This window comes from Streptomyces sp. NPDC059582 (assembly GCF_042735715.1).
Taxonomy (GTDB): Bacteria; Actinomycetota; Actinomycetes; order Streptomycetales; family Streptomycetaceae; genus Streptomyces.
This window is the reverse complement of sequence record NZ_JBHWCC010000026.1, coordinates 104,033-129,000: the sequence shown is the minus strand read 5'-3', so window position 1 is coordinate 129,000 and position 24,968 is coordinate 104,033. Positions and strand designations below refer to the sequence as shown.

Annotated in this window: 24 protein-coding genes and 7 pseudogenes; 17 read left to right on the top strand and 14 right to left on the bottom strand. The window is 67.5% G+C overall.

All coding sequences use genetic code 11. The features are described from left to right. The 3 genes and pseudogenes from ACFV0T_RS22830 to ACFV0T_RS22820 form a co-directional block, all read left to right on the top strand. Positions 1-85: pseudogene (locus tag ACFV0T_RS22830) on the top strand (IS5/IS1182 family transposase); the annotation flags it as partial. A 641-nt stretch (positions 86-726) separates the two neighbouring features. After that, positions 727-1,260 carry an RICIN domain-containing protein gene (locus tag ACFV0T_RS22825; protein ID WP_385781976.1) on the top strand — a complete coding sequence of 178 codons (534 nt, stop codon included), beginning with the start codon at positions 727-729 and terminating at the stop codon, positions 1,258-1,260. Between the two features lie 916 nt (positions 1,261-2,176). After that, positions 2,177-2,496: pseudogene (locus ACFV0T_RS22820) on the top strand (barstar family protein). A 25-nt stretch (positions 2,497-2,521) separates the two neighbouring features. Here ACFV0T_RS22820 and ACFV0T_RS22815 read toward each other — a convergent pair. The 6 genes from ACFV0T_RS22815 to ACFV0T_RS22790 form a co-directional block, all read right to left on the bottom strand. Then, the gene (locus ACFV0T_RS22815) at positions 2,522-2,998 is read right to left on the bottom strand and encodes a DUF6924 domain-containing protein (protein ID WP_385781972.1); all 477 of its coding nucleotides are present in this window, start codon (positions 2,996-2,998) and stop codon (positions 2,522-2,524) included. A 108-nt stretch (positions 2,999-3,106) separates the two neighbouring features. Next, positions 3,107-3,688, bottom strand: coding sequence for a transposase (locus ACFV0T_RS22810; RefSeq protein ID WP_385781968.1), 582 nt, complete (start codon positions 3,686-3,688; stop codon positions 3,107-3,109). Between the two features lie 243 nt (positions 3,689-3,931). Further along, positions 3,932-4,201: a hypothetical protein gene (locus ACFV0T_RS22805; RefSeq protein ID WP_385781965.1), complete on the bottom strand. Its 270-nt coding sequence runs from the start codon at positions 4,199-4,201 to the stop codon at positions 3,932-3,934. Positions 4,202-4,926: 725 nt separating this feature from the next. Next, complete coding sequence (locus ACFV0T_RS22800) at positions 4,927-5,925, bottom strand: NADP-dependent oxidoreductase (RefSeq protein ID WP_385781993.1); 999 nt, start codon at positions 5,923-5,925, stop codon at positions 4,927-4,929. 326 nt (positions 5,926-6,251) lie between these two features. Next, a complete protein-coding gene (locus tag ACFV0T_RS22795) occupies positions 6,252-7,709 on the bottom strand; it encodes a dihydrolipoyl dehydrogenase family protein (protein ID WP_385781962.1) in 1,458 nt (485 codons plus the stop codon). A 364-nt stretch (positions 7,710-8,073) separates the two neighbouring features. Then, on the bottom strand, positions 8,074-8,544 hold the full coding sequence (locus ACFV0T_RS22790; protein WP_385781990.1) for a VOC family protein: 471 nt from the start codon (positions 8,542-8,544) through the stop codon (positions 8,074-8,076). 632 nt (positions 8,545-9,176) lie between these two features. Here ACFV0T_RS22790 and ACFV0T_RS22785 point away from each other — a divergent pair. Continuing rightward, entirely contained in the window at positions 9,177-10,055 is an 879-nt protein-coding gene (locus ACFV0T_RS22785) for a helix-turn-helix transcriptional regulator (protein WP_385781959.1), read from the top strand. A gap of 306 nt (positions 10,056-10,361) precedes the next feature. Here the strand turns inward: ACFV0T_RS22785 and ACFV0T_RS22780 are convergent. Beyond that, positions 10,362-11,158, bottom strand: a protein-coding gene (locus ACFV0T_RS22780) for an IS5 family transposase (protein WP_385781988.1) whose coding sequence is annotated in 2 segments (ribosomal slippage) — positions 10,362-10,822 and positions 10,822-11,158 — 798 coding nt in all. Because the reading frame shifts where the segments join, the coding sequence is not laid out codon by codon here. Between the two features lie 213 nt (positions 11,159-11,371). Here ACFV0T_RS22780 and ACFV0T_RS22775 point away from each other — a divergent pair. Together ACFV0T_RS22775 and ACFV0T_RS22770 are read left to right on the top strand one after the other, a co-directional pair. After that, complete coding sequence (locus tag ACFV0T_RS22775) at positions 11,372-12,295, top strand: tyrosine-type recombinase/integrase (protein WP_385781957.1); 924 nt, start codon at positions 11,372-11,374, stop codon at positions 12,293-12,295. Positions 12,296-12,305: 10 nt separating this feature from the next. Beyond that, positions 12,306-12,545: a hypothetical protein gene (locus ACFV0T_RS22770; protein ID WP_385781954.1), complete on the top strand. Its 240-nt coding sequence runs from the start codon at positions 12,306-12,308 to the stop codon at positions 12,543-12,545. 6 nt (positions 12,546-12,551) lie between these two features. On the opposite strand, the gene ACFV0T_RS22765 is transcribed toward ACFV0T_RS22770, so the two are convergent. Continuing rightward, complete coding sequence (locus tag ACFV0T_RS22765) at positions 12,552-12,944, bottom strand: CPCC family cysteine-rich protein (protein WP_385781951.1); 393 nt, start codon at positions 12,942-12,944, stop codon at positions 12,552-12,554. A 61-nt stretch (positions 12,945-13,005) separates the two neighbouring features. Between ACFV0T_RS22765 and ACFV0T_RS22760 the strand changes: the two are divergent. The 6 genes and pseudogenes from ACFV0T_RS22760 to ACFV0T_RS22735 all read left to right on the top strand — a co-directional run. Then, positions 13,006-13,206: pseudogene (locus tag ACFV0T_RS22760) on the top strand (hypothetical protein); the annotation flags it as partial. Between the two features lie 116 nt (positions 13,207-13,322). After that, positions 13,323-13,712, top strand: coding sequence for a hypothetical protein (locus ACFV0T_RS22755; RefSeq protein ID WP_385781949.1), 390 nt, complete (start codon positions 13,323-13,325; stop codon positions 13,710-13,712). After that, positions 13,709-14,461, top strand: coding sequence for an ATP-binding protein (locus tag ACFV0T_RS22750; protein ID WP_385781946.1), 753 nt, complete (start codon positions 13,709-13,711; stop codon positions 14,459-14,461). The genes ACFV0T_RS22755 and ACFV0T_RS22750 overlap by 4 nt, the downstream gene beginning before the upstream one ends. A gap of 137 nt (positions 14,462-14,598) precedes the next feature. After that, positions 14,599-15,015, top strand: coding sequence for a hypothetical protein (locus ACFV0T_RS22745; protein ID WP_385781944.1), 417 nt, complete (start codon positions 14,599-14,601; stop codon positions 15,013-15,015). 88 nt (positions 15,016-15,103) lie between these two features. Beyond that, entirely contained in the window at positions 15,104-15,277 is a 174-nt protein-coding gene (locus tag ACFV0T_RS22740) for a hypothetical protein (RefSeq protein ID WP_385781941.1), read from the top strand. Between the two features lie 399 nt (positions 15,278-15,676). Beyond that, positions 15,677-16,439: pseudogene (locus ACFV0T_RS22735) on the top strand (transposase family protein). 14 nt (positions 16,440-16,453) lie between these two features. Here ACFV0T_RS22735 and ACFV0T_RS22730 read toward each other — a convergent pair. The 3 genes and pseudogenes from ACFV0T_RS22730 to ACFV0T_RS22720 all read right to left on the bottom strand — a co-directional run. Then, a pseudogene (locus tag ACFV0T_RS22730) lies at positions 16,454-16,578 on the bottom strand (ABC transporter ATP-binding protein); the annotation flags it as partial. Beyond that, a pseudogene (locus ACFV0T_RS22725) lies at positions 16,576-16,764 on the bottom strand (XRE family transcriptional regulator); the annotation flags it as partial. The pseudogenes ACFV0T_RS22725 and ACFV0T_RS22730, both read right to left, overlap by 3 nt. A 297-nt stretch (positions 16,765-17,061) precedes the next feature. Then, complete coding sequence (locus ACFV0T_RS22720) at positions 17,062-18,036, bottom strand: Ku protein (RefSeq protein ID WP_385781938.1); 975 nt, start codon at positions 18,034-18,036, stop codon at positions 17,062-17,064. A 180-nt stretch (positions 18,037-18,216) separates the two neighbouring features. Between ACFV0T_RS22720 and ACFV0T_RS22715 the strand changes: the two genes are divergently transcribed. The 5 genes and pseudogenes from ACFV0T_RS22715 to ACFV0T_RS22695 form a co-directional block, all read left to right on the top strand. Next, positions 18,217-18,849, top strand: coding sequence for a DUF2461 family protein (locus ACFV0T_RS22715; RefSeq protein ID WP_385781936.1), 633 nt, complete (start codon positions 18,217-18,219; stop codon positions 18,847-18,849). A 1,204-nt stretch (positions 18,850-20,053) separates the two neighbouring features. Further along, a complete protein-coding gene (locus ACFV0T_RS22710; RefSeq protein ID WP_385781932.1) occupies positions 20,054-20,530 on the top strand; it encodes a CAP domain-containing protein in 477 nt (158 codons plus the stop codon). Positions 20,531-20,932: 402 nt separating this feature from the next. Next, positions 20,933-21,157: a hypothetical protein gene (locus ACFV0T_RS22705; RefSeq protein WP_385781929.1), complete on the top strand. Its 225-nt coding sequence runs from the start codon at positions 20,933-20,935 to the stop codon at positions 21,155-21,157. A gap of 224 nt (positions 21,158-21,381) precedes the next feature. Then, positions 21,382-22,011, top strand: coding sequence for a replication-relaxation family protein (locus tag ACFV0T_RS22700; protein WP_385781927.1), 630 nt, complete (start codon positions 21,382-21,384; stop codon positions 22,009-22,011). 329 nt (positions 22,012-22,340) lie between these two features. Beyond that, positions 22,341-22,653, top strand: a pseudogene (locus ACFV0T_RS22695) (transposase); the annotation flags it as partial. Between the two features lie 201 nt (positions 22,654-22,854). Here ACFV0T_RS22695 and ACFV0T_RS22690 read toward each other — a convergent pair. From ACFV0T_RS22690 to ACFV0T_RS22680, 3 genes are all read right to left on the bottom strand, one after another. Continuing rightward, entirely contained in the window at positions 22,855-23,526 is a 672-nt protein-coding gene (locus ACFV0T_RS22690; protein WP_385781924.1) for an enoyl-CoA hydratase-related protein, read from the bottom strand. 47 nt (positions 23,527-23,573) lie between these two features. Next, positions 23,574-24,215, bottom strand: a complete 642-nt coding sequence (locus ACFV0T_RS22685; protein ID WP_385781922.1) for a TetR/AcrR family transcriptional regulator — start codon at positions 24,213-24,215, stop codon at positions 23,574-23,576. Between the two features lie 323 nt (positions 24,216-24,538). After that, positions 24,539-24,790, bottom strand: a complete 252-nt coding sequence (locus ACFV0T_RS22680; protein WP_385781920.1) for a hypothetical protein — start codon at positions 24,788-24,790, stop codon at positions 24,539-24,541. Positions 24,791-24,968 lie beyond the last annotated feature (178 nt).

Genomic DNA, 24,968 nt, shown 5'->3' with positions numbered 1-24,968 from the left:
CCGCTACGAGCGGAAATCCGAACACTTCCTTGCCTTCGTCGGCATAGCCGCAGCCCTCATCTGCCACCGCCGACTCACCAACTGAAACGACGTCTTATGCCCTCTACGGCTGGACCAAGGACAACTCGTGGTCATCGAGCAGCGTCTCCTTCACCCTGACCGACCGGGACCGGCTCACCCCGGGAACGGTCCGCTACGACGACGTCTCGGCCAGCGGCGGCGAAGCCGCAATCACCGTTCCTGTAGCGGAGTTCAAAGCCAGAGCCTGCGAGAACAGTTGACGCCACGGCGCCATGCGCCAGGCCAGGCACTCCCCCAGACCACGAACGGCAACTCACGCCGGTACTCGGGCTGCAGACCGTGATCCTGCCGGCCGGTTACCAGGTCCCGGACCGGCCCGATCCCCGTCTCGATCGGCCCTGGCCTGATGCACGTGCCGTCTCAGCCGGACTGGTCAGTGAAGGGGTTGGGGCTGGTGATGGATCGGTCCCGACGAACTCGCTGATCTGCACCGTCGGTTCGAAGCCATTCCCGGGGCCCTAGCCCAGATCGACTGGGGTGATGAGGGAGACATCTTCACCGCGGCAGGAATCAAGATAACCGGAACACTTCAGTCAGCATCAGCGGCGGCCTGTGGAGTTTTTGTGGGAACCATCCGCGGCCGGTCACTGTCCCCTAAAATGGTGCAGAAACCAGCAATCCGCCGTGGCACCTCATGGGGGGACTGTGAACATCAAAGCGTCAGCAGCAAGTCGCGTGCACCGCACCGTGATCGCACTTCTCGTCCTAGCAACGACGGCACTAGCCATGACCACTGCGACGGCTGGTACCGAGGCCGTGAAGACCCGGGCCGAGCCCGTAGAATTCGGCTTGGCTGCCCCCACTCACTCGATCAAGAGCACGGTCACGGGTCGCTGCCTGGACGACAGCGTCGCCTATGGTTTGCGGACGTTTCCGTGCAACGGGCTCGCGTTCCAGAAGTTCACCTTCTGGCGCGGCCCTTACGGCACCTATCTGCTGCAGAACCAGGCCACCAAGCGCTGTCTCTACGACGGCCTCACTAGCGGGATCCAGGCTCGAACGTGCACCGGCTCCAGCAACCAGCACTGGTACCTCATTACCTGGGCCCGTGGTGGCCCATATGGCTTCTCGAACCGCTACACGAGGCGATGCATCGACACCACTTCTTTCGCAGGCGTCAGCATATTGCAGACTCTATCGTGCAGCACCGTCAACCGTCAGAAGTTCTATCTCCGGTGACCGCTTCTTAGCGAGACAATCTGCGCGATGCAGCCTGAGCCCGAATCCACCGAAGTGATTCCGGGGTGAGTGTGGCGAGGATCGCAGGACGGCGACAGGGCGCGAGGTCACCGGAACCAGGCCGAAACCCTCCGAGCCGGGGTGAACGCCCGTGTCTCCTGACAGCACCTCCGAGACCACCGAGGTTCCATCCGAGATGGCCCGTCGCTGCCCGCAATGCGAGACCGTCTTCACGGTCGCCGACCGCATGAGCCGACGAGCGTTCTGTTCACCAGCATGCCGCGACCAGAACCGCCGGCGCACTCCGGTCCGGAGGACGTGCCCGCAGTGCAAGAACGACTTCACGAACGACATCAGCCCCAGGCGGATCTTCTGTGCGCCGAGTGCCGGAACGCAGCCCGCAGCGACGAGAACGTGATGGAGAGCCGGACCTGCCCGGTCTGCGACGACACCTTCGACTCAGCCAAGACCGTCCGGCAGGTCTACTGTTCCCCGACCTGCCGCAAGGACGCTGAACGCTTCCGTGACCGGGCACGAGACCGGGACCGGGCCCGCCGACTCGGGGAAACCCCTCGCTCGGCATCGCCCGCCCCGCCCACACTTCCCGACCTGCCGCCAGCACCCAAACCGACGACACGACCCACACACCGACAGGCCCCGGAGCGAGACCCACTGGAGCCGACCGCAACCCGCAACTGCCCTCACTGCCAGCGGCCCCTCACCATCGTCGCTCTCCTGGCGACACCGGAAGCCGCCCGTCCCTCAGTTCCCACCGGCCTTCCCGATGTCGTCCCAGTCCGCAGGGCTCCGTGAAAGGACCATCGACTGGTCGGCAGCCGAAAGTCCCGGCTGCCGACCGCGAGGTGCCGACTCGTTGACCGGCCGGTGAGCCGTGGCCGGGCTCTACTCTGCTGCGATGACGGACAGCAAGCTGATCGTCGACGTACGCGGTCGGCAGATAGAGACGCTCAACGATTTCTGGACGCGGTTACCGAGCCGTGTGGGCTGCCGAAGTGGTTCGGTCGGAACCTTGACGCGTGGTCGGACACGAGCGAGACGCGCGGCATCTCGGAGGTCATAGACAGCCACGACGTCCTGGTCGTGCACGTCGACCAGAGTGGCCTCTTCGAAGGGAGCCGCCGGGAGGCCCAAGTCTTGGCCGACATCTTCGATGGTCAGCAGAACCGACTCGTTGTCCACTCCCCACCGCGAAGAGTGTCCCTGGTCGTTTTCTAGGCTCTGTCCGCAGTTCCGTGAACAGTCAGAAGGACCGGAAGATCCCCTCGGGATCATCGTGAGCCCATGCCGCGAACTCCTCGAAGCCCAGGTTGCCGATGCTCAGGTTCGCGTAGACCTCGTGGAGCCTTGCGGGGATGGTGCGGAAATCACTACCGAACTCGGTCAGTTGTTCGTAGTCCTCTTCGTCCACGCATTCCTCCCGCGTCAGCGTGGTGACCGCCAGCAGTGGGTGGTTCTCGGCCTGCATGGTTGTACGGTCGGCGAGAAAGACAACGGCCACGTTGTCGTCGCCGCGGACCGCCGTCAACACCTCGTCAACGGTCGCCCCTGACCAGGCCGGATCGTCGATAAAGTGGACGTGTGCCTCGTACTGCCCGTCTCCCCAAGCCTCCATCAGCGCCGCCACCACGTCCTGCCACGCCTGGTCGTCGACGTAGTCAATTCTGACGACCAGGGCATCGAACTCATCACGGCCGGTGACGGCCGGCAACGTTCTCAAGGATCCTTCTCCTCGGTGATAATCGGTGAGCCGTGTCCGACTGTCTCATGGGCCGTTCTCGAGGATGCGGGTCCGGAGGAGTTCGAACGAGGCGGGCCCGTACATGGCTCACTTGAGCGTTTTCACCCGGTTTACCTGTCCCTCAACGACCCCGGAGCTCCAGGGCAGGGTCAGACCGGCAGTCACCGCGTCAAGGTCCTGGCGAAGGAAGCCGGCGAAGCCCTTCATGGGCTTCGGTGCGTCCTGCTCGGCCTGTCGGATCCACTCCAACAACAGATATCCGCGCTGGTGACGGACCAGGGCGGCGAACGCCCGAGCGAGATCGCAGGCCCGTGTGATGTCGGTGCAGGCGAGCCGGACTTGAAGAAGTCGATCTTCCTGGCTTTCGGAAAGCGTCTCTCGGGGCCGCATGATCCACGAGGTGACCTTTCGAGGGCTCGGAATGTCGGCCCGGACCGGTTCGGCTGTGCCTACGCGAAGGGCGGCGAGGTGTTTGCGGACGACCTGGTGGCTGCCGCGGTAGCCGCGAGCCTGGATCTCCAGGAACAGGCGTGTGCCGCTGACCTGGCCTTGAGCTTCGGCAAGGCGGGCGTTGAGGTATGCCTTGAACAGCTCCAGGACGCCGTTGGGGCGGCGCTCGCGGGCGGAGGCCAGCAGCACGTCGAGATTCGTGTCGCGGAAGCGGCGCACAGTCTTTCGGTCGAGGTTCAGACGGCGGGCAACCGCGCTGATCGTCCAGCGTTTCTCCAGCAGGCGGTGGATGTCCTCGTAGCGGTGCCGGGTGCGCTCGATCGGCGAGCGTCGATGGCGGCGAAGACGGCAGCGGGAGCAGTCCGTGGGCGTGCGATGCTGTCCCGTCGCTCCGGCGGCGGGACGTCCGGGTCGAGATCGAGGCCGGGGAGGCTGGGGAGGGCGGGCGGGCGTGGCGCGTAGTCATATCGTGGCCAGGTACGTCTTGAGGTTGGCGGTGTCGGTTGCGACTCCGCGCAGGGTGTCGGGAGCGACCTTGACGGTGTAGCCCTGGTGCTGCAGTCGAGTGGTGACGGCGTTCCATCTGGAGGCGCCGGCCCGGGCGCCGTGCACCAGGACGATCATCGGACGGGTGTGGTGGCAGTGGGCGGCGGCGTTTGCGGGGCTGCCTGCGGTCAGCGCCAGGGTGCCGGTGACGGCGATGGCCGCTGCCGCGACACGTATGCGGTTCATGATGTCCGTTCCGTTGTTTGTCGGAGGTCGGGATCCGTCCGGGTGTTGGCGGCGCCGGCGGCACCTGGACGTCTGTGGGGAGGTGTTGCGGGCCGTCTGGTTGCGCGTGGCGCCGCGGGGCGTGGGCCGGTCAGGAGCCCTTGTTCTGCGGCCACTTGAGGGAGAACTCGGCGATCTCGCGCCATGGTCGATGGTGAGTGAGTGACCGCGGTCGGGAAATTCTTTGAGGTGTGACGGCCCTGGCGTGGCGGTACTGCTTGAGGTGGCGTTCGTGATCGCGGGAGGCGGTGTGGTCCGTGCCTCCCGCGATCAGCAGCGCGGAGGTCGTTGCGGGTGTCGACCTTGAGGGGGCTGTTCGGCGAGAAGGTCATCACCGAGGCCTCGAACAGCGGCTTTGCGGGGCCGGGGATGGTCCACTGTTCGTGCAGCGCGTCCGATTCCTTCGTGCTGAGGGCGTTTGCAGGGCTGTAGCGGAACTGCTCGCGTGTCAGTCAGACGGCACGTTTGTGGTTGGCAGCGTTCTTCAGGCCGGGAAAATCGTCGGCGCCATCACGGGGACGCCGGCAGCACCCCGCATGCTGCTGCTCGGCAGGTACGACCAGGACAGGCAGCTCCAGTACACCGGACGCACCAGCACCCTTTCCCCAGGCAACTGGTCACGCCGTCGCCGGACTCGTCACCCCAGCCCGCCGCCCCGCCGGACACGCCGGCGAGACGGCTCGTTCCTACGGGATCGTGAGCACGACCTTGCCCCGGATGTGCCCCCCGCCAATGCGCTCGTGCGCCGCCCGGGCATCCGCGAGCGGGAACGTGCTGTCGATCGCAACGCGAATCCTCCCCGCGTCGACCAAGCTCTCCAGTTCCGCGAGCTGCGCGCCGCTCGAGCGGACCGACACCGCGGTGACCGTAACGCCCAGCTCCGCGTTCTCCTCGTCGTCGAACTGGCCGAAGTACACAGGGTAGAGAGACCCGCCGCGCTTGAGGGTGCGCAGGAAGCGCCTGCTGCCTGGACCCCCGACAGCGTCCAGGACCAGGTCGACGTCACGGACGACGTCCTCGGGCTTCTCCTTGGTGTAGTCGATGAACTCGTCGGCGCCGAGCTCGCGCAGGAACGGCTCGTGGGCGCCGGAGGCCACGGCGATAACGCGGGCCCCCTTCCACTTGGCGAGCTGGAGAGCGAGGTGCCCCACGCCACCGGCAGCGCCGTTGATGAGCACCGTGCTCTCGCTGTCGAGTGCCATGGGACGGTGCTGGGCCTCCTGGAACGGCGAGGGATGATCGTGTCCGACTTCGATCAAGAACTGCCATGCCGTCAACCCCGACATGACCAGTGCGGCGGCCTGTACGTGGTCGATGCTGGCCAGCTTGCGGGCCAGGTCGGACGCCGGCGCGGTGACGTACTCGGCGTACGCGCTGCTCTGGAGAACGGTGGGGAAGCGCAGAAGGCCGATCACCTCATCTCCGACCGTGAAGCCGTTGACGTCGGCCGCGACGGCTTCCACGACGCCTGAGACGTCGGTCCCCGGAATCAGGGGGAGATGGAACTGAGGCCTGATCTCCGGGGGGATGTCAGGCATCCCCTCGCGCGCATACCGGTCAACAGGGTTGACGCCGACCGCGTGCACGCGCACGAGCACCTCACCCGGCCCCGGTTCGGGAACCGGCACCTCCTCGTAACGCAGCACCTCAGGGCCGCCGAACTCGTGCAATTGGATCGCCTTCATGGTCTGTTTTGGCACAGCACTCTCCTGCTTCTCTCGCGGGGGTAAAGGAAATGGATCAATGATCCGTTTTCTGGAGTATTGGTTCTAAGGTGTCGGCGACGGCCGGCCAGTCGCGGCGCGGCCTGTGGCACCCGGGCTGCCGGGCTGCCGGGCTGCCGGGCTGCCGGGCGACGGAGAACACCGTTGCGTTCGTCCGGCGGGGGTGTCGGTCTTCGGGCCGAACCGGAGGCATCAGGGTCAGGCACGGTCCGTCCAGCCGTGGACGGTGGGTTGTGAGGTTCGTCAGCGGCCAGAAGAGGATCGTTCCTCCCCGGCAGTGGGCCGAGTCACCCGGCGGTGTCAGGTCGGTCTCGGTAGGTCTCCAGCAGCCGGAGCCAGACCTCGCCGAGGGTGGGGAAAGCCGGGACGGCGTGCCAGAGCCGGTCGAGGGGCACCTCTCCGGCGACGGCGATGGTGGCCGAGTGCACCAGTTCCCCGACACCCGGGCCGGCAAAGGTGACGCCCACCACGGTGTTGCGGTCGGTGTCGACGAGCATGCGGGCCCGGCCGCGGTAGTCCTCGCCGTACTGGTGGGCCCCGGCGACGCGGTCGAGATCGTAGTCGACGACCTCGATGCGGCGGCCGCTCTGCTCGGCCTCGCGGCTGGTCAGGCCGACGGAGGCGACCTCGGGGACGGTGAAGACGACCTGGGGGACGGCCGCGTGGTCGGCGGTGGCGACATGCGCGCCCCAGGGGGCGTCCTCGATGGACTCTCCCTTCGCGCGGGCGCCGATGACAGTGCCGGCGATCCGGGCCTGGTACTTGCCCTGATGCGTCATCAGGGCGCGGCGGTTGACGTCGCCGACCGCGTAGAGCCAGTCGCCGTCGACACCGGTGACACGGAAGGTGTCGTCCACGGTCAGCCAGTCGCCGGGGGTGAGACCGACGGTCTCCAGGCCGACGTCACGGGTCTGCGGAGCGCGGCCGGTCGCCAGAAGGATCTCGTCCGCGGCCAGCTGACCGCCGTCGGAGAGCGTGATCCGCAGCTCGCCCCCTTCGCCGCCTTCGCGGGCCAGGGAGGTGACGGTGGTGCTGAAGCGGATGTCGACGCCGGCGTCGCGCAGTCCGTCGGTGACCAGTTCGCCGACGAACGGCTCCATCCGCTCGAGAAGTCCGTCGTCGAGGACGAGCATGGTGACCTGGGAGCCGAGGGCCTGCCAGGCGGTGGCCATCTCGACGGCGACGACCCCGCCTCCGACGACGGCCAGCCGCCCTGGCACCTTGTCGGCGCTGGTGGCCTCGCGGCTGGTCCAGGGGCGGACGGTGTCGAGTCCGGGGATCGGGGGCAGGGCGGCACGGGTGCCGGTGCAGACGGCGACGGCCTGCCGGGCGGTCAGCGCGATGGTGTCGCCCTCAGAGGTCCGCACGGCCACCTGCCTGGGGCCGGTGAGGCGGCCATGGCCCCGTATGAGGTCTACGGAGACCGAGTTCAGCCAGTCGACCTGGTCCTCGTCCTTCCAGTACGAGGACATCTTGTCGCGGTGTGCGAGGACCGCCTCGACGTCCAGCGGGCCGGCCACCGCCGGGTCGAGGCCGGGTACGCGGCTCGCGTCGGCGCGTGCCACCACTGGCCGCAGCAGCGCCTTGCTCGGGTCGCAGGCCCAGAACGAGCACTCACCGCCCAGGAGTTCACGCTCCACGAGCACGGCGCTGAGCCCTGCGGCGCGGGCGCGTTCGGCCACGTTCTCGCCGACCGGTCCTCCGCCGATGACGATCACGTCGTAGGTGCGGGTTGCTTCGTTCATCGTTGCTGATTTCCTCACTGATTCGTTCCTCATTACTTCGCGACTGGGTCGAACACTCCGGCCTTCCGCGGCTCGGTCGGACACTCCTTCGGCTGCGGCTCATCACCGGCCGAGATCGCCGTTCCCCGGCGCCGGACATGCGCCGGGGCCGCTCCATGGAACGGGACCAAGGGAAGGGGGAGGGGCGGGGTCAGGGGATGGCGTCGGCACCTGCGCGGCGCGGCCCTGTGGCACCCGGGCTGCCGGACGGCGGAGAACACCGCCCCGCTCGTCCGGCGGCCGGTGTCGGCCTTCGGGCCGGACCGGGAGGCATCAAGGTCGGGCACGGTCCCGTCCAGCCCCGGACAGTGAGTTGTGGGGTTTGTCAGCGGCCGGGGAGGCGCTGGGAGACCTCCTGGAGTACCCAACCGTTGCCGTCCGGGTCGCTGAAGGTGAGGTAGGAGCCGTAGGAAGCACGCTCCGGGTGGAGGCCGGCCAGCCGCTCCTGGCCGGGGCTGCGGTGGGTGACGTCCCCACCTTCGTGGCCGTGGAAGAGGCCGTCGGCCTCGTGAAAGATCTCGCCGACCGCGATGCCGCGGCCGACGAGCGTCGCTCGGGCCTCCTCGATGTCGGAGACGATGAGGTACAGACCCTGGAACGAGCCGGGCGCGATGGGTGTCAGCCCTTCCCCGAAAATGATCGAGCATTCGGAGCCGGGCGGCGTGAAGTGCACGACCCGGACTTTCTCACTGGCCCTGTGATCGACGTCCAGGCGAAATCCTGCCTTCTCGTAGAAGGCCTTGGCGCGGTCGATGTCCGAGACAGGCAGCACAATCATTTCAAGCTTCAGATTCATTCGGGTGTCCTTGCTTATCGGTGTCGGCGTGCAAATCCAGATAACCAGCCTCGAGGGCGTTTTGGGGTGGTCTGGCAGGCCTGCTTCGGCCATGGCCCACTGGTCCAGGTACTGACAGGACCCCCCAGCCCCATCGCCGAGCAACGTGCGGTCGGGACAGGGGAGAAGGCGCTTTGACCTCGCCGGACGGGAACCCGTGACGAAGTCGAGGCGGCCGGGGGACGGCGTACGCCGTGGACACCTGGCCCCGGGACCTCACCGAAGTGGGCTGCCGGGGGACGGCGGCAGCCGGGTGGGCAGTTCACGGCAGCGGCTGACGAATCGTGTGCGGGGAAGCATCGGCCTGCGCCGGGCACATGGGCACCCGTTCCCCGGAGATTTCTCGACCGGTCGCTTTCACAACAATTCTGGTGACGATCCCGAATCCGCTGCATCCAGTCGACTGGGATATCGAAAAAGTGTCGACCCATGGGCTTGAGTAGGTCGCAGGGTCGAAGAACAAGGACACGGCTCCATTTCATGTTTGCCGACGACGGCCCCGGCTCTTTATCTCTCCAGGAACGACTCATGGGACCATTGCCATTCCACTGCGCATGTTGCCGGGAGGGCGGGTCGAGGGCTAACCTCAAAATATGGCCAAGGCATCTTCAGCTTCGCATGGCAACAAGGAGCTGAGTGATTTTTTGCGCTCGCGGCGCGCCCGCGTGGCTCCCGAGCTGGCGGGGGTCACACCGGGGGCGGGTCGCCGTGTTCCGGGACTTCGCCGCGAGGAGGTCGCCCTCTCGGCCGGATTGAGCGCGGACTACTACATCCGTCTGGAACGAGGTCGGGTGGCCAACGCTTCCGAGGCGGTGCTGGAAGCCGTAGCCCGCGCTCTGCGGCTGGATGACGTCGAGCGGGCGTATCTGTTCGACCTGGCAAGGCCACAGTCCGTAGCGCGAGTGAGACGTCGGCCTGCCCACCCGCGGCGAGTGCGTCCGGGCGCCTACGCACTGCTGGAGGCTCTCCGGGATGTGCCCGCCATGATCCTGGACGGCCGCATGGACGTCCTTGCCCTCAACGCGATGGCGCGCGCAGTGTTTGGCGATTTTGAGGCCATGCCGGTACACGAGCGCAATTTGGCGCGATTTTTGTTTCTCGACCCTGCGGCACGTGAACTATTCACGGACTGGGATATGACCGCGCGCATGGCTGTCGCCGGTTTGCGCCTGTACGCGGGTCAGCATCCGGAGGATTCGCAACTCGCCGAGCTGATTGATGAACTGTCGAGTGCGGATGCAGACTATCGCCGATGGTGGGACGCGCACGATGTGGAGGCGTTTTCCCACGGCACCAGACACTATCGGCACCCCTTGCTCGGTGACGTCACACTGGACTACGAGACCCTGGTATTTCCAGGTGACCCGGGCCATTGGCTGTTCGTGAGCACAGCCCGACCCGGCTCACGGTCCTCAGCGGCGTTGCGTGCTCTCGCCGCTCGGATCGGCGTCCAGGACACCACTGACTTGTAACGGTGATGTCGTGGGGTGCCGACAGGTCATGATTGTCACGGTGCACCAGGGTCACGAGGTACGTACAGGGTGGCGGGCTGCCTGCCGAGCGGAGAGCATTTCGTGAGCAGATCCGTCTGGGCGCGGGCGGGATGTGTCGGACTTCTTGCGGGAGACGCCGTGCCACTCCCGGTAGCGGCGGGCTGCGAGGGGCTTGATGCGAAAATGGGCCGCTTTCCACTACGCATAGCGGCGACCAGCAGTCCGCGGCCCGTCTCGTACGGCCACCGGGATCGGATCCTCAGCGGTATCGCCTTAGAAGACATCTCATTTGGCGAGTCTGCGGTAGCAGATGAGGGTTGCGGCGATGCCGGCGAAGGCGAGGAAGTGTTCGGCTTTGCGTTCGTAGCGGCGGTGGAGACGGCGGCAGCCTGCGAGCCATGACATCGACCGTTCCACGACCCAGCGGTGGCGCCCCAGACGCTCGGAGGAGTCGACGCCTCTGCGGGCTATGCGGTGGGTGATACCGCGGCTGCGGAGCCATTGCCGCAGGTGACGGTAGTCGTAGCCCTTGTCACCATGGAGCTTGTCGGGCTTGCGTCGGCGCGGTCCGCGTCGTGAGCGGACGGGCGGGATACCTCGTACCAGGGGCTCCAGTCCCTGACTGTCGTGCATGTTCGCGCCGGATATGCCGATCGAGAGCGGTAAACCGGTGCGCTCGGTGATCAAGTGGATCTTCGACCCGTACTTGCCGCGATCTACAGGATTCGGACCTGTCAGGTCCCCCTTTTCGTGGCCCGCATGTTCACCGAGTCGATCGCGCACCGCGACCAGTCCAACTCCCCACGCGCACCGAGTTCGTCCAGGACCAGGCGGTGCAGTTTGGCCCATACACGGGCCCTGGACCACTCGCTGAAACGGCGATGAGCCGTCGGCCCCGACGGTCCGAACGACGGCGGCAACTGCGCCCACGTACACCCCGACGTGGCAACGAACACGATCGCCGCCAACACCTCGCGGTCTCCATGACGTCGACGACCGCCACCCTGAGGCCGCACCGGAGCCGGCGGAACCACCCGCTCGAACAGCTCCCACAACTCATCCGGCACGAGACGCTCAACAATTCCCACGACGCCAGACTATCCAACAAGCCAAATGAGATGTCTTCTTACTCGGCGAGCAGATCCAGCAGCAGCCGGAAGTCTCCCTACGAGCCCTTTGAGGCAACGCTCTTCCACTGCGAGTTGTCCGACGAGCTCCCGCGCCGACGTCACCCTGATCGAGCCGACATCCGCGCCGCCGAGTGGTCTCGCGTCGCACCCATGATGGCGTCCACCATGCAGCACTACCTGGAGCAGATCGCGGGGACGCTGCGGCCGGGCACGGTGAAGAACGCCGAGCTGACGCTGCGGGAGTTCGCTCTGCTGGTGGCTGCTGAGGACACGACCGTGACGTGTGTCGCCGAGCTGAAGCGGCGGCACGCCGAACGCTACCGACAGTGGCTGCTGGAGCGACCAGCCGCCCGCGGCGGACCACTACACCGGCACACCGTCCGCGATCGGCTGAGCAAGCTCCGAGGATTCTTCCGCCGCCTGGACGAGTGGGACGCCGTCGACAGGCCGCCCCGCCAGCTGGTGTTCGACAGAGACTTCCCGATCGCGGACGAGCCGCTGCCACGCTTCTTCGACGACGCCGCAGCCGCCAAGCTGCTTGCCGCCGCCCGACGCGATCCCGATCCGTTCATCCGGCTGGCCATAGAGATCCTGGCCCGCACCGGAATGCGCCGCGGTGAGATGCTCGGACTCACCATCGACTCGGTGGTCCAGATCGGGTCCGCTTATTGGCTCCGCGTTCCGGTCGGCAAGATGCACACCGACCGCTACGTTCCTCTGCACCCTCAGCTGAAGACGCTGCTGGACGACTGGCTACTGCATCGGCCCGAGGGCCTGTGTTCGAACCTGCTGTTCACCGATCACGGTCGTGCGGTCAACGCCTCCCGCATCGAAGCCGCAGTCCGCAGGGCCGCCGAGAGTGCCGGCCTGGGCCGGGTCACGCCACACCAGCTGCGACATACTCTGGCTACCCAGGCGATCAACCGCGGCATGTCCATGGAGGCCATAGCCGCGCTATTTGGCCATCAATCGTTGTCCATGACACGTGTTTCGGATCGCCGACCGGACCGTGGCGGACGAGTACTTCGCCGTCTCGAAGAAGGTGGAGGCACTCTACGACGCCCCGCGCCGTTTGCCGGCCGACGTTGAAGGCTCTGAGATGGCCAAGCTCCGCCGGGAAATGCACCGCCGCATGCTCGGCAACGGCTACTGCGCACGCCCGGTCGAGATGGACTGCCACTTCGAGTCGATCTGTGAGTCCTGCACGTTCTTCGTCACTACCATCAAGTTCCGGCCCACCCTCGAGCGGCAGCGAGACGACGCTGCGAGCAAGGGCCAGGTCGCCAGGGAGCAGATCTTTGACGGGCTGCTGACTCGCCTCGACGAGCAAGCCGGATGACCAGCTTCAGCTGCTGCGACGCCAAAAGCCAGTATCGCGATACCGCCACCAGTACAGGACTGTGCAATCGTCAGGCCACGGTGCTTCCTGCTTGCCCAGGGGCTCAAAGTGGTCTCGCCCAGCATCGATCGGGCGCCAGTTCGGATCCAGAGGCTCGTCATCCCGAGGCGGCCTGACCTTGGTCACGAACCTCTCCTCACACGCTCCGAACCTCTTGAAGTTCTCCTGAGCCTCGGTCAACGACGGCCGGTTCGCTCCGCCAGCCCAATTCGGCCAGCGCAACTGCACACGGTCGTCCTCCCAGAAGCACACCGAGCAGATCTCATACGACCGGGGCGGATCACCCAAGGTCAGATGGCCGCAGCACACACACGGGAAGGTCAACACCACGGCGGACATCCTGCCGCATGCTCCCGCGATGCCCCAATCACTTTCCTGAGCTTGACATCGAGACCCGCATATTAGAGGCGTCCCGCGCCGGCTCGTCCCGGACAACCTCGACGCGCTGGAGGCGGCTGAACTGCTGCCTCTGCCGCCGACTCCGTTCCTGCTGGCCCGCTGGTCGACTGCCACCGTCGGCCCGGACATCCACATCAAGGTCGGCCGCACCCTCTACTCGGTGCCGTGGAAACTGATCGGCCGCCGCGTCGACGTCCGCTCCACCGCCACAATGGTCCAGGTCTTCCACGACGGCTCCCTAGTCAAGACCCACACTGCCCTTGACCAGGGAAACGCACTGACAAGAGTCACTATCCGCCGGAGAAGATCGCCTTCCAGATGCGGACGCAGGTCTGGTGCCGCAGCCAGGCGTCCGAGGTCGGCGATGCCTGTCGCGAGGTCGTCGACCAGCTGCTGGAGGTCAACGTCCTCTATCGACTCCGCGCTGCCCAGGGGGTCCTCGGCCTGCGGAAGAAGTACGGCGAGACACGGCTGGAGGCCGCCTGCGCCAGGGCCATCGCGGTCGGCGATCCGTCCTACCGCACCATCAAGGGCATCCTCATCGCAGGCACCGAGACCGATCCCGAACCCGAGACCAGCGGCGACGCGGGGGCCGCGGCCTTCCTCCACGGCCCCGCCCGGCTCTTCGCCACCGTCGCGACCCCCGACACGACGGACGACGACCACGACGACCAGGTCCACGACGAAGCCGAGGTGGAAGCCCGATGACCGTGATGGACGCCGCCCTGCGGGAGTCACTCAAGACCCTGCGACTGTCCGGCATGCTGGAAACCCTCGACGCCTGCCTCGCCCAGGCCCACGGCGGCGAACTCGGCCACCTCGACTTCCTCCAGGTCCTCTGTCAGGACGAGATCACCCGCCGCGAGACCGTCGCCTTCCAACGCCGCCTGCAACGAGCGAAGTTCGAGCAGCAGGTCACCCTGGAGGACTCGACTTCACGGTCTCCTCGAACCTGCCCGCCGCCCAGATCCGCGACCTCGGCGCCCTGCGATGGCTCCACCGGCGAGTCGGTCATCCTCTTCGGCCCGTCGGCGTCGGCAAGACGCATCACCCAGGCCCTCGGCCACCTCGCTGTCCGCCAGGGCGCCCACGTCCGCTTCGCCAAGACCAGCCGCATCCTCGCCGACCTCGCCGGCGGCCACGCGGACCGCACCTGGGAGCAGCGGATCCGCGAACTCGTCCGCCCCGACGTCCTCATCCTCGACGACTTCGCCATGCGGCAGCTGTCCGCGGCCCAGGCCGATGACCTCTACGAGCTCGTCTCCGAGCGGCAGGGACGCTCGCTGATCATCACCAGCAACAGGGCGCCCAGCGACTGGTATCCCCTCTTTCCCAACCCTGTCGTCGCCGAGTCCCTGCTGGACCGGCTCATCAATACCAGCCATCAGGTGATCATGAACAGGCCCAGCTACCGTCCGAACAAGCGGCCAAGGAACACGGCCGACAAGGCGCACTAGGGTCCGCCGTCCCGGCTTCCCACGACGACGCCTCAGGGGCACGAGTTGGCTTGTCAGAGGCATCCGCTACTTTGCGGGCCATGGGAAATTCAGGCGGATCATTGGCGACCCGATCCACGGGGGAACTGCATCAGCTCATGCGGGCAGCCGGGTTCACAGACATCGACGACACGGAGACGTTGGCGGACGGCTGGCAGGTCACAGACTTCGCCGACGCCGGACGGCGCAGCCTTGCCAACCTCGTCGAGCAAACGGGGGAACCGGCCGTCATGGTGTCCTTCCTCGACAGCGATGTGGGCTTCATCGAGGCCCTCACGCCCGACGGCAACAGCTGGGAGGGCCTGCTCAACCGCGAGATGGCGAAGAGCTACGAGATACCTCTGGAGCACTTCCCCATCGAACCCGCCGTGGCCGGCGCACTCGCCTGGTCGGCCGCCGCGGGACTGACGCCCGACGAGGAAGCCATCCGGCAGACACTCACCGGGTCGGCCCTGTTCGCGGAAGAACTCTCCTCAGCCCTCCTGGTCGCCCTGGGACTGCCCGGCGCAACCTAGCCCTCACAGACCAGGGCCTGGGGAATTACGTGAACTTACCCCTGGGGAATAACGCGATCGTCCACAGCAGTGCGTCACGGACCAGGGTGTGGGGACCGAGTTGGTGCCGGTCTGGGTGAACCCGGTCGTCTTCGCCGGCCTGGCGGTCTGCGTGCTCGCCGTCTGGGCGGGAGTCTCCGCCGCGATACGCCGACGCGCCGACCGGACGTGCGGTGAGGTTGAGGTGGGAGGCGGCGAACTCCGTAGCGGCGGGGTCGGCTGACCGCTCCGACACCCCTTGCCCGAGCCGTGGCCCGGGGAACGTGGCCGATCGGGTGCAAAGAACGCGCCATGAGGCGCGAGGGGGGCGTGCCGGGGAGTCCGGTCGGCGTGGCAGGAGCCTGTGTGCTCGTACGTTGATGCCGTGGAGGTGTCCGGATGCGTGCCATCCGTCGCGAGCGTTCCGTCTCTCCGGTGCGCTCCAGTACCACCCCAGGGGCCACAGTCAGCCAGCGGATTACTCGGCAGCAACTACGGCGCCGAACACAGCCAGGGGATTGTCTCGATCCCAATTGGAGGCAGCGACCCTTTCCAACTTGCCTGGCAGTTGGGCTGACAACGTGGTGAATCCCCTGGTAGATGGGTTTTCGACCAAGAGAACCGTCTCCACCAGAGGCTTCACGTGCTTGCTTACCCGTCGGGCGTCGACGTGTCCAGCTCTGCCCTCCGCTTCCTCACGCAGCAGTTGCGGCGGCACCGCCGTACGATCGGCTCCCGTTGGCGGCGCCTGAGCGCCGGTCGCCAGGCTTTGCTCGCGCTCGCTCATCTGCGAGTGGGGCACACGTATGCCCAACTCGCGGCAGGGTTCGGCGTCGGAACCACGACGGCCTACCGCTATGTCACCGAGGCTGTCGAACTCCTGGCCGCTCTTGCCCCCAGTCTGGCCGACGCGTGCGGACCGCCTCGGTGAAGGCGTTCGTGATCCTGGACGGCACGCTCCTGCCGATCGACCGCATTGCCGCGGACCGCCCGTTCCACTCCGGCAAACACAAGAAGCACGGGATGAACGTGCAGGTCATCGCAGACCCCTTCGGCCGACTGCTGTGGGTCTCACCGACACTGCCCGAAGCAGTCCACGACACAAGGCCGCGCGAACCCACGGCATTATCGACGCCCTGGAGGAAGCCGGCGTGGAGTGCTGGGCCGACAAGGGCTACCGGGGCGCCAACGGCACCATCCGGGTGCCCTACTGGGGTCGCTGGGAGACGCTGTCCGCAGGTCAGCAAGCCGTCCACCGCTCACACGCGAAGATCCGCGCACTCGTTGAGCAGGCCATGGCCACTCTCAAAACCTGGCGGCCCCTGCGCAAGCTGCGATGCTCCACAACCCGCATCACCACCCTCGTCCAAGCCGCCCTCACGCTGCACCTGACCTGCTCAAACTGAGGTTAAAAACAGCTCACTGTGCCCATGAGTTCGTGGCGTAACAGTGGGTCGAGGTCGGACAGCGGTCGTCCAGCATCAGCAGGTCGGGGCGCTTGCCGAAGGCGACTCGGGTGCGCTGGCCTCCGGAGAGGGTGCCGAGGTAGTCGATGTCGGTGAGGGCGACGTCGGAAAGCCCCATGGCGCGGGTTCCGCCGTCCTGGAAGTACACGTCCTTCAGCCCCTCGGCGACGACCCCGCGCATCTCCTGGTCGCTCGCCCCGGCGTCGCGTGCGTCGAACAGGCGCTGCACGTACGCCGGGGGGAGATGGACAGTGAGGCGGCGGAATCCTGTCCGGCACGGAGGGCGAAGACAGCCGCCGACGCGCAACAACAGCGGGCCGCCCGATCCCCTGACAGCACGCACACCCCGCCCCGCCCGTCCCCTTCGCCTTCACCTTCTCTTCTTCCCGGCCCTGGGGCGCGAGGAGGTGTGCAGAGGGGGACGTCGGGCTCCCCACCACGGCATGACACTGTCCACGCGCCTTGTATCCTTATGGCCACAAAGAACCGAAATCACCCCCACCCGCCGCCGCTGGCACACGGATCGGTGACCGGGCCGAATCGGCCGCCGTGAGGCGGGAGTTCAGGCGCTGCGCGGCTTGCGGCTCGTGGTCTGCTTCGTCGTCCTGGCGTCGGTCTTCTTCGCCGCGGTCTTCCTGGCCGGCTCTTTCTTCGTCCCCGTCTTCCTGGCCGACTCCTTCTTCGTCCCCGTCTTCGTGGCCGCGGTCTTCTTCTTCGGCTTCGCCAGCTCGTGCACCTCGGCCTCCCCCTCGACGCGGGAGGCCTTCGCCTTGTCCACCGACTCCTGCAAGGCGGCCATCAAGTCGAGCACCCTGCCCGGCTCCTCCTGCGGCCCGGACACCACGGGAAGCGTCTTGTGCTCTCGCTTGGCGTCGATGACCTGCTCGAGCGCCTCGGTGTAGGTGTCGCGGAACTCCCCGCCCTCCAGGTCCTCGCGGGTCATGGTGTCCATCAGCGCGAGCGCGCCCTCAATCTCGCTCTCGGACAGTTCCACCGCCACAGGCAGCAGCTCGGAGGGGTCGCGGATCTCGTCGGGCCAACGCATCGCGTGCAGCACCAGTACATCGCCGCGCACCCGCAGCAGGCCCAGGCGTTCGCGCCCGCTCCACGCGTACTTGGCGACCGCGACCTTCGCGGACCGGCCCAGCGCTTTCACCAGCAGCTTGTAGGGCTTCGCCGCCACCGCGCCGTTGGCCTGGAGGTAGTAGCCCTCCCCGATCCGGATCGGATCGACCGAGTCCAGCGGCACGAACCCCGCGATCTCGATCGCCTTCGCCGTCGGCAGCGGATGATTCGCCAGCTCCTCATCCCCGATGGGAATCACCTGCGTCTTCGACACCTCGTAGCCCTTGCCGATCTCCGCGGCCGTCACCTCGCGGTCCTCGATCTCGCAGAACTTGCGCACCCGCACCCGGCCCATGTCCTCGAGGTGGTACTGGTGGAACCGCACCGAGTGGTCCTCCGTCGCGCCGACCACGTGGACCGGCACCGTGACCAGGCCGAAACTGATGGCACCGGACCAGATCGTTCGGGGCATGGCAGACCTCCGCGAGACACCCCGAGCTCCCCCAGTGTGGGATCTCAAGTTCGGCTGCACAATCTCACCACCCGCTTCATATCGACTGCACTGTCCGTGTTCCTCGACCTTGTCCGGGGTTACGCCTCCCTGCCCGTCTCACTCTCCGCGCGCGAATCATGGGTGAGCTATCCTCCGCGCATGCGTGGACAGTTCACCGGCTGGCCTGAGCAGGCCATGGACGTGTTGTGGCAGCTCCAGGGCGAACCCACCCACGCGACCCGCGAGCGCTACCGCGCGGACCGCGAACGCCTGGTCCGGCAGCCGATGGTCGCCCTGCTCAACGAGGTCGCGGACACCGACCCCCGGTACGAGGACTTCTCCGTCTGGCACTACCGCACCGACTCCTGGTGGTGGCAGCACCAGGGCGCGGTGATCCGGCTCGGCCGCAAGATCGAGATCGGTCTCCGGTTCGACCTGGACGGCCTGCGGATCCAGGGCGCCTGGTGGTACCCCGATCCCGGCCAGGTCGACATGTTCCGCAAAGCCGTGGCCTCCGAGGGAAGCGGCCGCGAACTGTCCGCCATCGTCGAGGACGTGCGGAAGAAGGGCTACGACATCTCCGGGGACGTGATGAAACGCCCCCCGCGCGGCTATCCGACGGACCACTCCCGTGCGAACCTGCTGCGCCACCGTTCGCTGATCGCCGCCCGTCCCCTCGGCTGTGACGAGTGGCTGCACACCCCCGAGGCGGTCGACCGGGTCCTCTCGGCCGCCGCCGACCTGGACGCCCTGCTGATGTGGCTGGTCCGCCACGTGAAGCGCACCGCCTGACATCACGAGGGCGCCGCGCGGCACGGGAGCAACCACACCCGTGCCGGCGGCCCCCGCGCTCACAAGATGCGCACCGACACGGTCGAAGGCCGGCCCCGGACCGAGGGCCCCGGGAAGCACATCCGGCCGGAGTTCGGGAATGCAGGCACGGACCGGGGTGATGCCCCCGCGCAGCGCGATGTTGCGGTCGAAGATCCGGCGGCAGAACGACCCCCGCGTTTCCCGCCGTACGGCACCCCCACACAGCCGACCGCACCGCCGTCCCGGGTGATAGCGGGCCGTGTGGCTTTGTAGGTGAGTTTCAGGAACGTCTAATGCTCAGCGGCGGGAACGCCCGGTTCCACGAGGGAGTGATGTCGCCGAGTTTCAAGAACACCTCGGTGCTTGCTTCGGGACCATGGTTGTGCTCTGCACGACGCGGGAGCCGGGGTGATGCCGAAGTCCAAGGTCGATCTGTACGCGGCGATCCGTCGTGACGCCTAGGGCGGCATGTCGGTGCGGGCGCTCATGCGGAAGTACGGCGTGGGCTACGAGACCGTACAGAAGGCCCTGATTTCGGCGCTGCCGGAGCTGCAGCGGCATTCGCCGAAGTGCTGAGCGACCAACTGCGCTTGCTGGGCGCCGGCGCCGACCACCCCGAAACCCTCACCACCCGAAGCCACCTCGCCCACTGGCGGAAGCAGGCGGGAACGGACGACCCGGCCAGCCGCTAGCCATTCACGACCGCCCTGAAGTCTTCGAGCGCTGTATGCGCGCAGTACAAAGCCCGCTCGAACTCCGTCACCGTCACCGTGCCCCGCATCGAGCCACTGGAGGACGGCACAAGGTCCGGCTACTGGAGGACGGCACAAGGTCCGGCTCGCTGTCCCTGTCCAACGCCAAGACCCGCCGCGCAGTGTGCGGCCACGGGCCAGGATGGCCGCGCCGTCGTCATCGCGCAGAGGACGTCCTGGACCAGGAACCACCGAGGGGTGATTCAACGCTGGAACACATCCCACACCCGCGCTGCCGCCTCAATACGGGGCCGTCGGACTCCGGCGTGCACGAATGGCCTAATGCGTCCAGCATGGAGGGAGAGTGATCGAAGACGGGGAGGCACGGCCACAAGGCCGTGGACGAACGATCCAGTCCTCCCTCCTTCTGTGCAACATCACCGAACGACGAAGAGGATGTCATGCGCATGAAAACTCGTCGCATACGTCGGATGACTGTCGCCGCCTGCGCGACTCCGCTACTGGCGTTCGGCGGTGCAGCAACCGCCGGCGCCGCCACCGTGACCGTCCCCTCGGTCCCCTCGGTCGTACAACAATCCTCGCCGGGCGAAATCCTGTCCCTGGTCAACGCGGAACGCGAGAAGGCCGGCTGCCCGGCCCTGAAGTCGAACCCGGAACTCAACAAAGCCGCTCAGGAGCACGCCGACGACATGGCGTCGAACAACCTGACGGGCCACACCGGCTCCGACGGCTCCGGCGCGCAGGAACGCATCGACAAGGCCGGCTACAAGTGGAGCGCCTGGGGCGAGAACGTCTCCGGTCCGGGCTACGACTCCTCCAAGGCCCACGTCGACGGCTGGCTGAAGAGCCCCGCACACAAGTCGGACATGCTGAAGTGCTCCTTCACCGACACCGGTGTCGGAGTGTCCGGCGACCGCGCGGTCCAGGTCTTCGGCACTCCGGGCTGAGTCGTCCCGCAACACTGGGCTCGTCCCACCACAACCCCACTGACTCTCACTACCACTGACACCAACCCGAGAAATCCGCAGGCCAAGTGATCGCTGTAGGCGGTGACGGCTGCCCGGTCCGACACTGCTGGCCGCTGCTCCGCCGTACTGGATCAGCTTGGATCAGCTGACGCCTTTCGGAGGCCTGTCATGCGAGGACGACTGGTAGCCGCCACTGCCGCAGTTATGTTCACCCTTCCAACAGCCGGCGCCGTTCCGGCAGGGGCCGCAGCCCCCGCTTCCACCGTCGCCGCTGAGCACCGCAGTGCCGCGCCATCGAGGGACGAGTCCGACATCCGTTGCGCGATCACTCCGGGAGGGTGGGCGGACTGCGGCTCGATCCGGGTCGAACGGGGAGAGACCGTGACTGTCTCGGTCAACGACCGCGGTAGCGTCTCCAGGGCCGACTTCAGTCTCCGTCAGAGCGACGGGGGCGACATAAGACTCGGCGACCTCGTGGGCGTCTCGCCGGAGTCCTCGCCCGCTCGCATCTGGACGAATACCGGGCACGACTCGGTGGAGGTCCTGCTGAGGGCCAGAGGCTACGACAGTGGGACGCTCAGCGGGACTTTGCTGGCCCAGCCCTGACCTCCGAGCCTTCGGCCAAGAAGGGGGCGCCGGATGCCCGCATCCAGACCAGTCGCATCGCGGGTCAGGCCACCGCCCGAAGCGCACGAGAACATCCTCACAGTCGCATCGTGACCGTGGTCGGGCCTTCACGGTCGGCTTTCCGGTCGGGACCCGCTGCTGGCGTGGTCCGTACGGTGCGACGCCGAACAGGACGGTGTCGCACCGTACGGGAGCGGTCGACGATGACGAATGTGGATGCGGGCGGCGGGGACAGGCTGGCGTTGGCGGTGCTGACGCAGTATCGGATCGCGACGACCGAGCAGATGCATCTGATCATCGCGCCCGGAGTGCGGATCGAGCAGACCCGCCGCCGGCTCGCCAATCTATGCGGCGAGAGGCTGGTCGAGCGGCTCACCCTGCCGCGGGCCGGACGTACCCGGGTGTGGTTTCCCACCGACTACAGCGCGGCCATTGCCGGTGAGTGGCCGGAGCTGCGGGGGCGGCGGCCGCCGAGGAAAGCGTCCGATGCGACCGCGGTCCGGCTGCGCGCCGGACACGGGCCGACCGTCACCGAGACCGCGTTCGCGTTCCTCCAGGACGCGCGTCGCCGGGGGGATGTGTGCGAGGTGCTGGACTGGATCCCCGAGGTCCACCACCCCGTCGGGGGCGGCGAGGCGGTCATCCCAGACGCGGTGCTGTACTACCGGCGCCGTGGCGAGGGTTCGATGCTGCGGGCTTTCGTGGAGGTCGACCGGGCCACCATGGGCCCGGAACGGCCGGCCGCCAAACTCGGCACCTACGCACGGCTTCACCGCTACACGCCAGTACGTATCGGCCGACGCCCGTCACTCGAGCCGCTACAGGAGGAATGACGGCAGCGCTACCCGCTCTTCCCCCGGCTGCTGTTCGTCCTCGACGGTGCTGGCCCGGCCGCCATCGACAACCGCATCAACGCCCTACGCTCCGCCGCCGAGGATCTGGAGCTGCCGGCGACCTTGCACAGCGTGCCCATCCTGGCCACGCCCCTGGCCGACCTGCTGCGCGACGGACCCTCCGCAGCCGTCTGGCACCCCGTCCACGAGCCCGACGAGAGGGTGAACTCGATGCACACACGGGACATGTGACCGCGCACCACGGCAATGCGCCGCGTAGACCCGCTGTCATGAGTCCGACCACGGTTGCGCAGTACGACACCACGTGGCCCAGGGCCGTCGCGAAGATCACCGACGCCGCCGAGGAACTGCGCGCGTTCTATGACTTCCCGGCCGAGCACTGGATCCACCTACGGACCACCAACCCGATCGAGTCGGCCTTCTCCACGGTCAAGCTCCGCACCAAGGTCACCCGCGGCGCCTGCAGCCCGGCCGCGGCCCTCGCCATGGTGTCCAAGCTCGTCGAGTCCGCCCAGGGCCCGCTGGCGCGCAATCACCGACGCCCACCTCGTTCCCCTGGTCCGCGCGGGTGCCCGGTTCGAGAACGGCGTCCTGGTCGAGCGAGAGGGGGCAGCCGCGTGATCGAGATCTCCGGCCCCGGCAGCCGTCGTAGCAGCGTAGAACTGCAGATTGACCGGGTCATCGTCGCATCCCTGGAACAGGCCACTGTCAGCGTGCGCTGCCTGACTGTCGTCGGCCCTGTCTCCTCATGCGGTGGGCAGCTGGGGCAGCCCCCGCTCCGGGGTGAGCCCGAGGCGGGGGTGGCGGCCGGTGAGGTGCTCGTCAGCCGAGCGGGTTGGTGGTGTCGCGGAGGGTGGCCAGGGCCCGGGCATACATGCGGGCCTTGATGGTGCCGAGGGTGTCGCCGGCCTTGTTCACCTGCGCCTGGGCGATCTCGATGGCGGTGGAGCGCACGGCGTCCTCGGTGACGGCCTGGTCGACGATGCCGGTGGCCGCTGCGTCGGCACCGCCGTAGCGGCGGGCGGTGAGCATGGCCTCGTGCGCGGTCTGCGGCGCCAGCCGGGACTGAATCAGGGTGGCCATGCCGGGGGTGAAGGGGATGTTGATGTCCGCTTCGGGCAGGCACCAGTAGCCGCGGTCGGCCCGCATGACGCGGAAGTCGTGGGCGAGGGAGAACATCGCGCCGGCGGCGAAGGTGTGCCCCTGCAGCGCGGCCACCGTGATGACCGGCAGCGACAGCATCCGCGCGAACAGTTCATGGACGGAGACGACGTAGTCCTGGTGCTGGTCGGCGTGGGCGAACAGCCAGTCAAGGTCAAGCCCGTTGGAGTAGAACTTGCCGGTGGCGGCGGTGACCAGGGCGCGGGGGCCTTCCGCCTTCTCCACCTCGTCGAGCGCGGCGCCGACGGCAGTGAGCCAGTCGGGGTGGAAGCGGTTCTCTCCGTCTCCGAGGTCGAGGACGAAGACGTTGTCCTGACGGTCGAGCGAGGGCATGGCGACTCCTTCGAGCTATGTAGATGAAGCGGCTGGGCGGCTGCGGGCTACGGCCGGGGCCCGGGTTCGGGTTCGGGTGCGGGTGCGGGTGCGGGTTCGGCGCCGGGACGGTCGCGCAGGGCGTACCGAAGCAGGTCGTGGATCTCGGCGGCGGCTGCCTCGATCGGAGCGGTGCTCTGCTCGGCCCGGCTCATGATCACCGCGCCTTCGACCGCAGCGATGATGAAGGCACCGAGTCTGCGGCTGCGTTCCTCGGTCAGGCCATGCCGCAGGAAGAGGGCCGCGAGGGCCTTCTGCCACCGGGCGAAGACGGCAGCGGCGGAACGGGCCAGCTGGGGTGCGTCGTCGTTGGTCTCGACAGCCACCGCCACGATCGGACAGCCGGCCCGGTAGCCGCTCTCAACTAGCCGGTCGCGCCACAGCACGACGAATGCGTCGACGGCCTCGACCGGATCATCCGCCTGCATGGCGGAATCGATCAGGCCCGCGACGAAGTCCCCCGCCAGCGCCACCGCTTCGTCGATGAGCTGCGTCCGCCCGCTGGGGAAGTGGTGATACACCGAGCCCCGAGGGGCTCCGCTGTGCGCCAGCACCCGGTCGATGCTGGTCGCGCTCGCCCCGTACTCACGCAGCAGAGCAGCGGCACTGAGGATCATCCGGTCACGGCTTTCACTCCTGCGCGGGCTCACCTGCTCACCACCTTCCCGATGACAGTGCAGCCCGCCAAGCGGGCTACCTGTAAGTAACTTATGGGCTATGCCATAGACCATGCAAGAGAGGCTGCGGTGGTCATTCGTCCGGTACCGACAGGCGCCGCTCGGCCGAGGTGCGCGCCGGCTATGACGGCACCCCTGGGCACGCTCAGCTCTGTCTGCCTCGGTCTTCGCTACCGTCGTCCGGGTTAGTCCGGGTGCGCCGGGCGGGGAGAGCGCCTGCCGCGGCTGCCCGGCAGGGCCGGGGCGCGAGCGGGGAGCAGGCCCGTCGCCCGGTCGCGGTGGAACAGGGGCAGTTGTCATGGTCCCTGCCCTGTGCCGGCGGTCGCCGGGCCGTGTGGTGGCGTGAAGCGAGCCACCTCGCTCGGAAACAGGCCGAGCAAACGGCCGGCGTCTGCCTGGCTCACGCGCAGCTTGTCCACGACCTCGTGAACGGCGGCGGCGATCGCCTGATCCTCGGCGGCGACCGCGGCCGCCCTGCAGCGTCGCGCTCCCGCCACCGGGCCGAGCACGGGCGCGAGTTCGAGGACCGCAATGTTCAGAACGATCACGTCCGGAGGGGCACCGATCCGCCTTCTCCCACGCATCGGTTGGACCGTTGCTCACGGGCTGACACACGGCTCGCGAACCCCGCTCCGCGTCGGCCACACACGCCACGGCGGCGGAGCAGGGCGCGCGGCTGGATCGGTCGTGGTGGGCACTCGCCACGTGCGACGCCCGTCCCGCTCG

Bases quoted from the DNA above. Each gene is read 5' to 3' on its own strand.
- ACFV0T_RS22805 (WP_385781965.1), bottom strand. From the start codon at position 4,201: ATGAACCGCATACGTGTCGCGGCAGCGGCCATCGCCGTCACCGGCACC.
- ACFV0T_RS22800 (WP_385781993.1), bottom strand. From the start codon at position 5,925: ATGAAGGCGATCCAATTGCACGAGTTCGGCGGCCCTGAGGTGCTGCGT.
- ACFV0T_RS22795 (WP_385781962.1), bottom strand. From the start codon at position 7,709: ATGAACGAAGCAACCCGCACCTACGACGTGATCGTCATCGGCGGAGGA.
- ACFV0T_RS22790 (WP_385781990.1), bottom strand. From the start codon at position 8,544: ATGAATCTGAAGCTTGAAATGATTGTGCTGCCTGTCTCGGACATCGAC.
- ACFV0T_RS22785 (WP_385781959.1), top strand. From the start codon at position 9,177: ATGGCCAAGGCATCTTCAGCTTCGCATGGCAACAAGGAGCTGAGTGAT.
- ACFV0T_RS22775 (WP_385781957.1), top strand. From the start codon at position 11,372: ATGCAGCACTACCTGGAGCAGATCGCGGGGACGCTGCGGCCGGGCACG.
- ACFV0T_RS22770 (WP_385781954.1), top strand. From the start codon at position 12,306: ATGGCCAAGCTCCGCCGGGAAATGCACCGCCGCATGCTCGGCAACGGC.
- ACFV0T_RS22765 (WP_385781951.1), bottom strand. From the start codon at position 12,944: ATGTCCGCCGTGGTGTTGACCTTCCCGTGTGTGTGCTGCGGCCATCTG.
- ACFV0T_RS22755 (WP_385781949.1), top strand. From the start codon at position 13,323: ATGCGGACGCAGGTCTGGTGCCGCAGCCAGGCGTCCGAGGTCGGCGAT.
- ACFV0T_RS22750 (WP_385781946.1), top strand. From the start codon at position 13,709: ATGACCGTGATGGACGCCGCCCTGCGGGAGTCACTCAAGACCCTGCGA.
- ACFV0T_RS22745 (WP_385781944.1), top strand. From the start codon at position 14,599: ATGCGGGCAGCCGGGTTCACAGACATCGACGACACGGAGACGTTGGCG.
- ACFV0T_RS22720 (WP_385781938.1), bottom strand. From the start codon at position 18,036: ATGCCCCGAACGATCTGGTCCGGTGCCATCAGTTTCGGCCTGGTCACG.
- ACFV0T_RS22715 (WP_385781936.1), top strand. From the start codon at position 18,217: ATGCGTGGACAGTTCACCGGCTGGCCTGAGCAGGCCATGGACGTGTTG.
- ACFV0T_RS22710 (WP_385781932.1), top strand. From the start codon at position 20,054: ATGACTGTCGCCGCCTGCGCGACTCCGCTACTGGCGTTCGGCGGTGCA.
- ACFV0T_RS22700 (WP_385781927.1), top strand. From the start codon at position 21,382: ATGACGAATGTGGATGCGGGCGGCGGGGACAGGCTGGCGTTGGCGGTG.
- ACFV0T_RS22690 (WP_385781924.1), bottom strand. From the start codon at position 23,526: ATGCCCTCGCTCGACCGTCAGGACAACGTCTTCGTCCTCGACCTCGGA.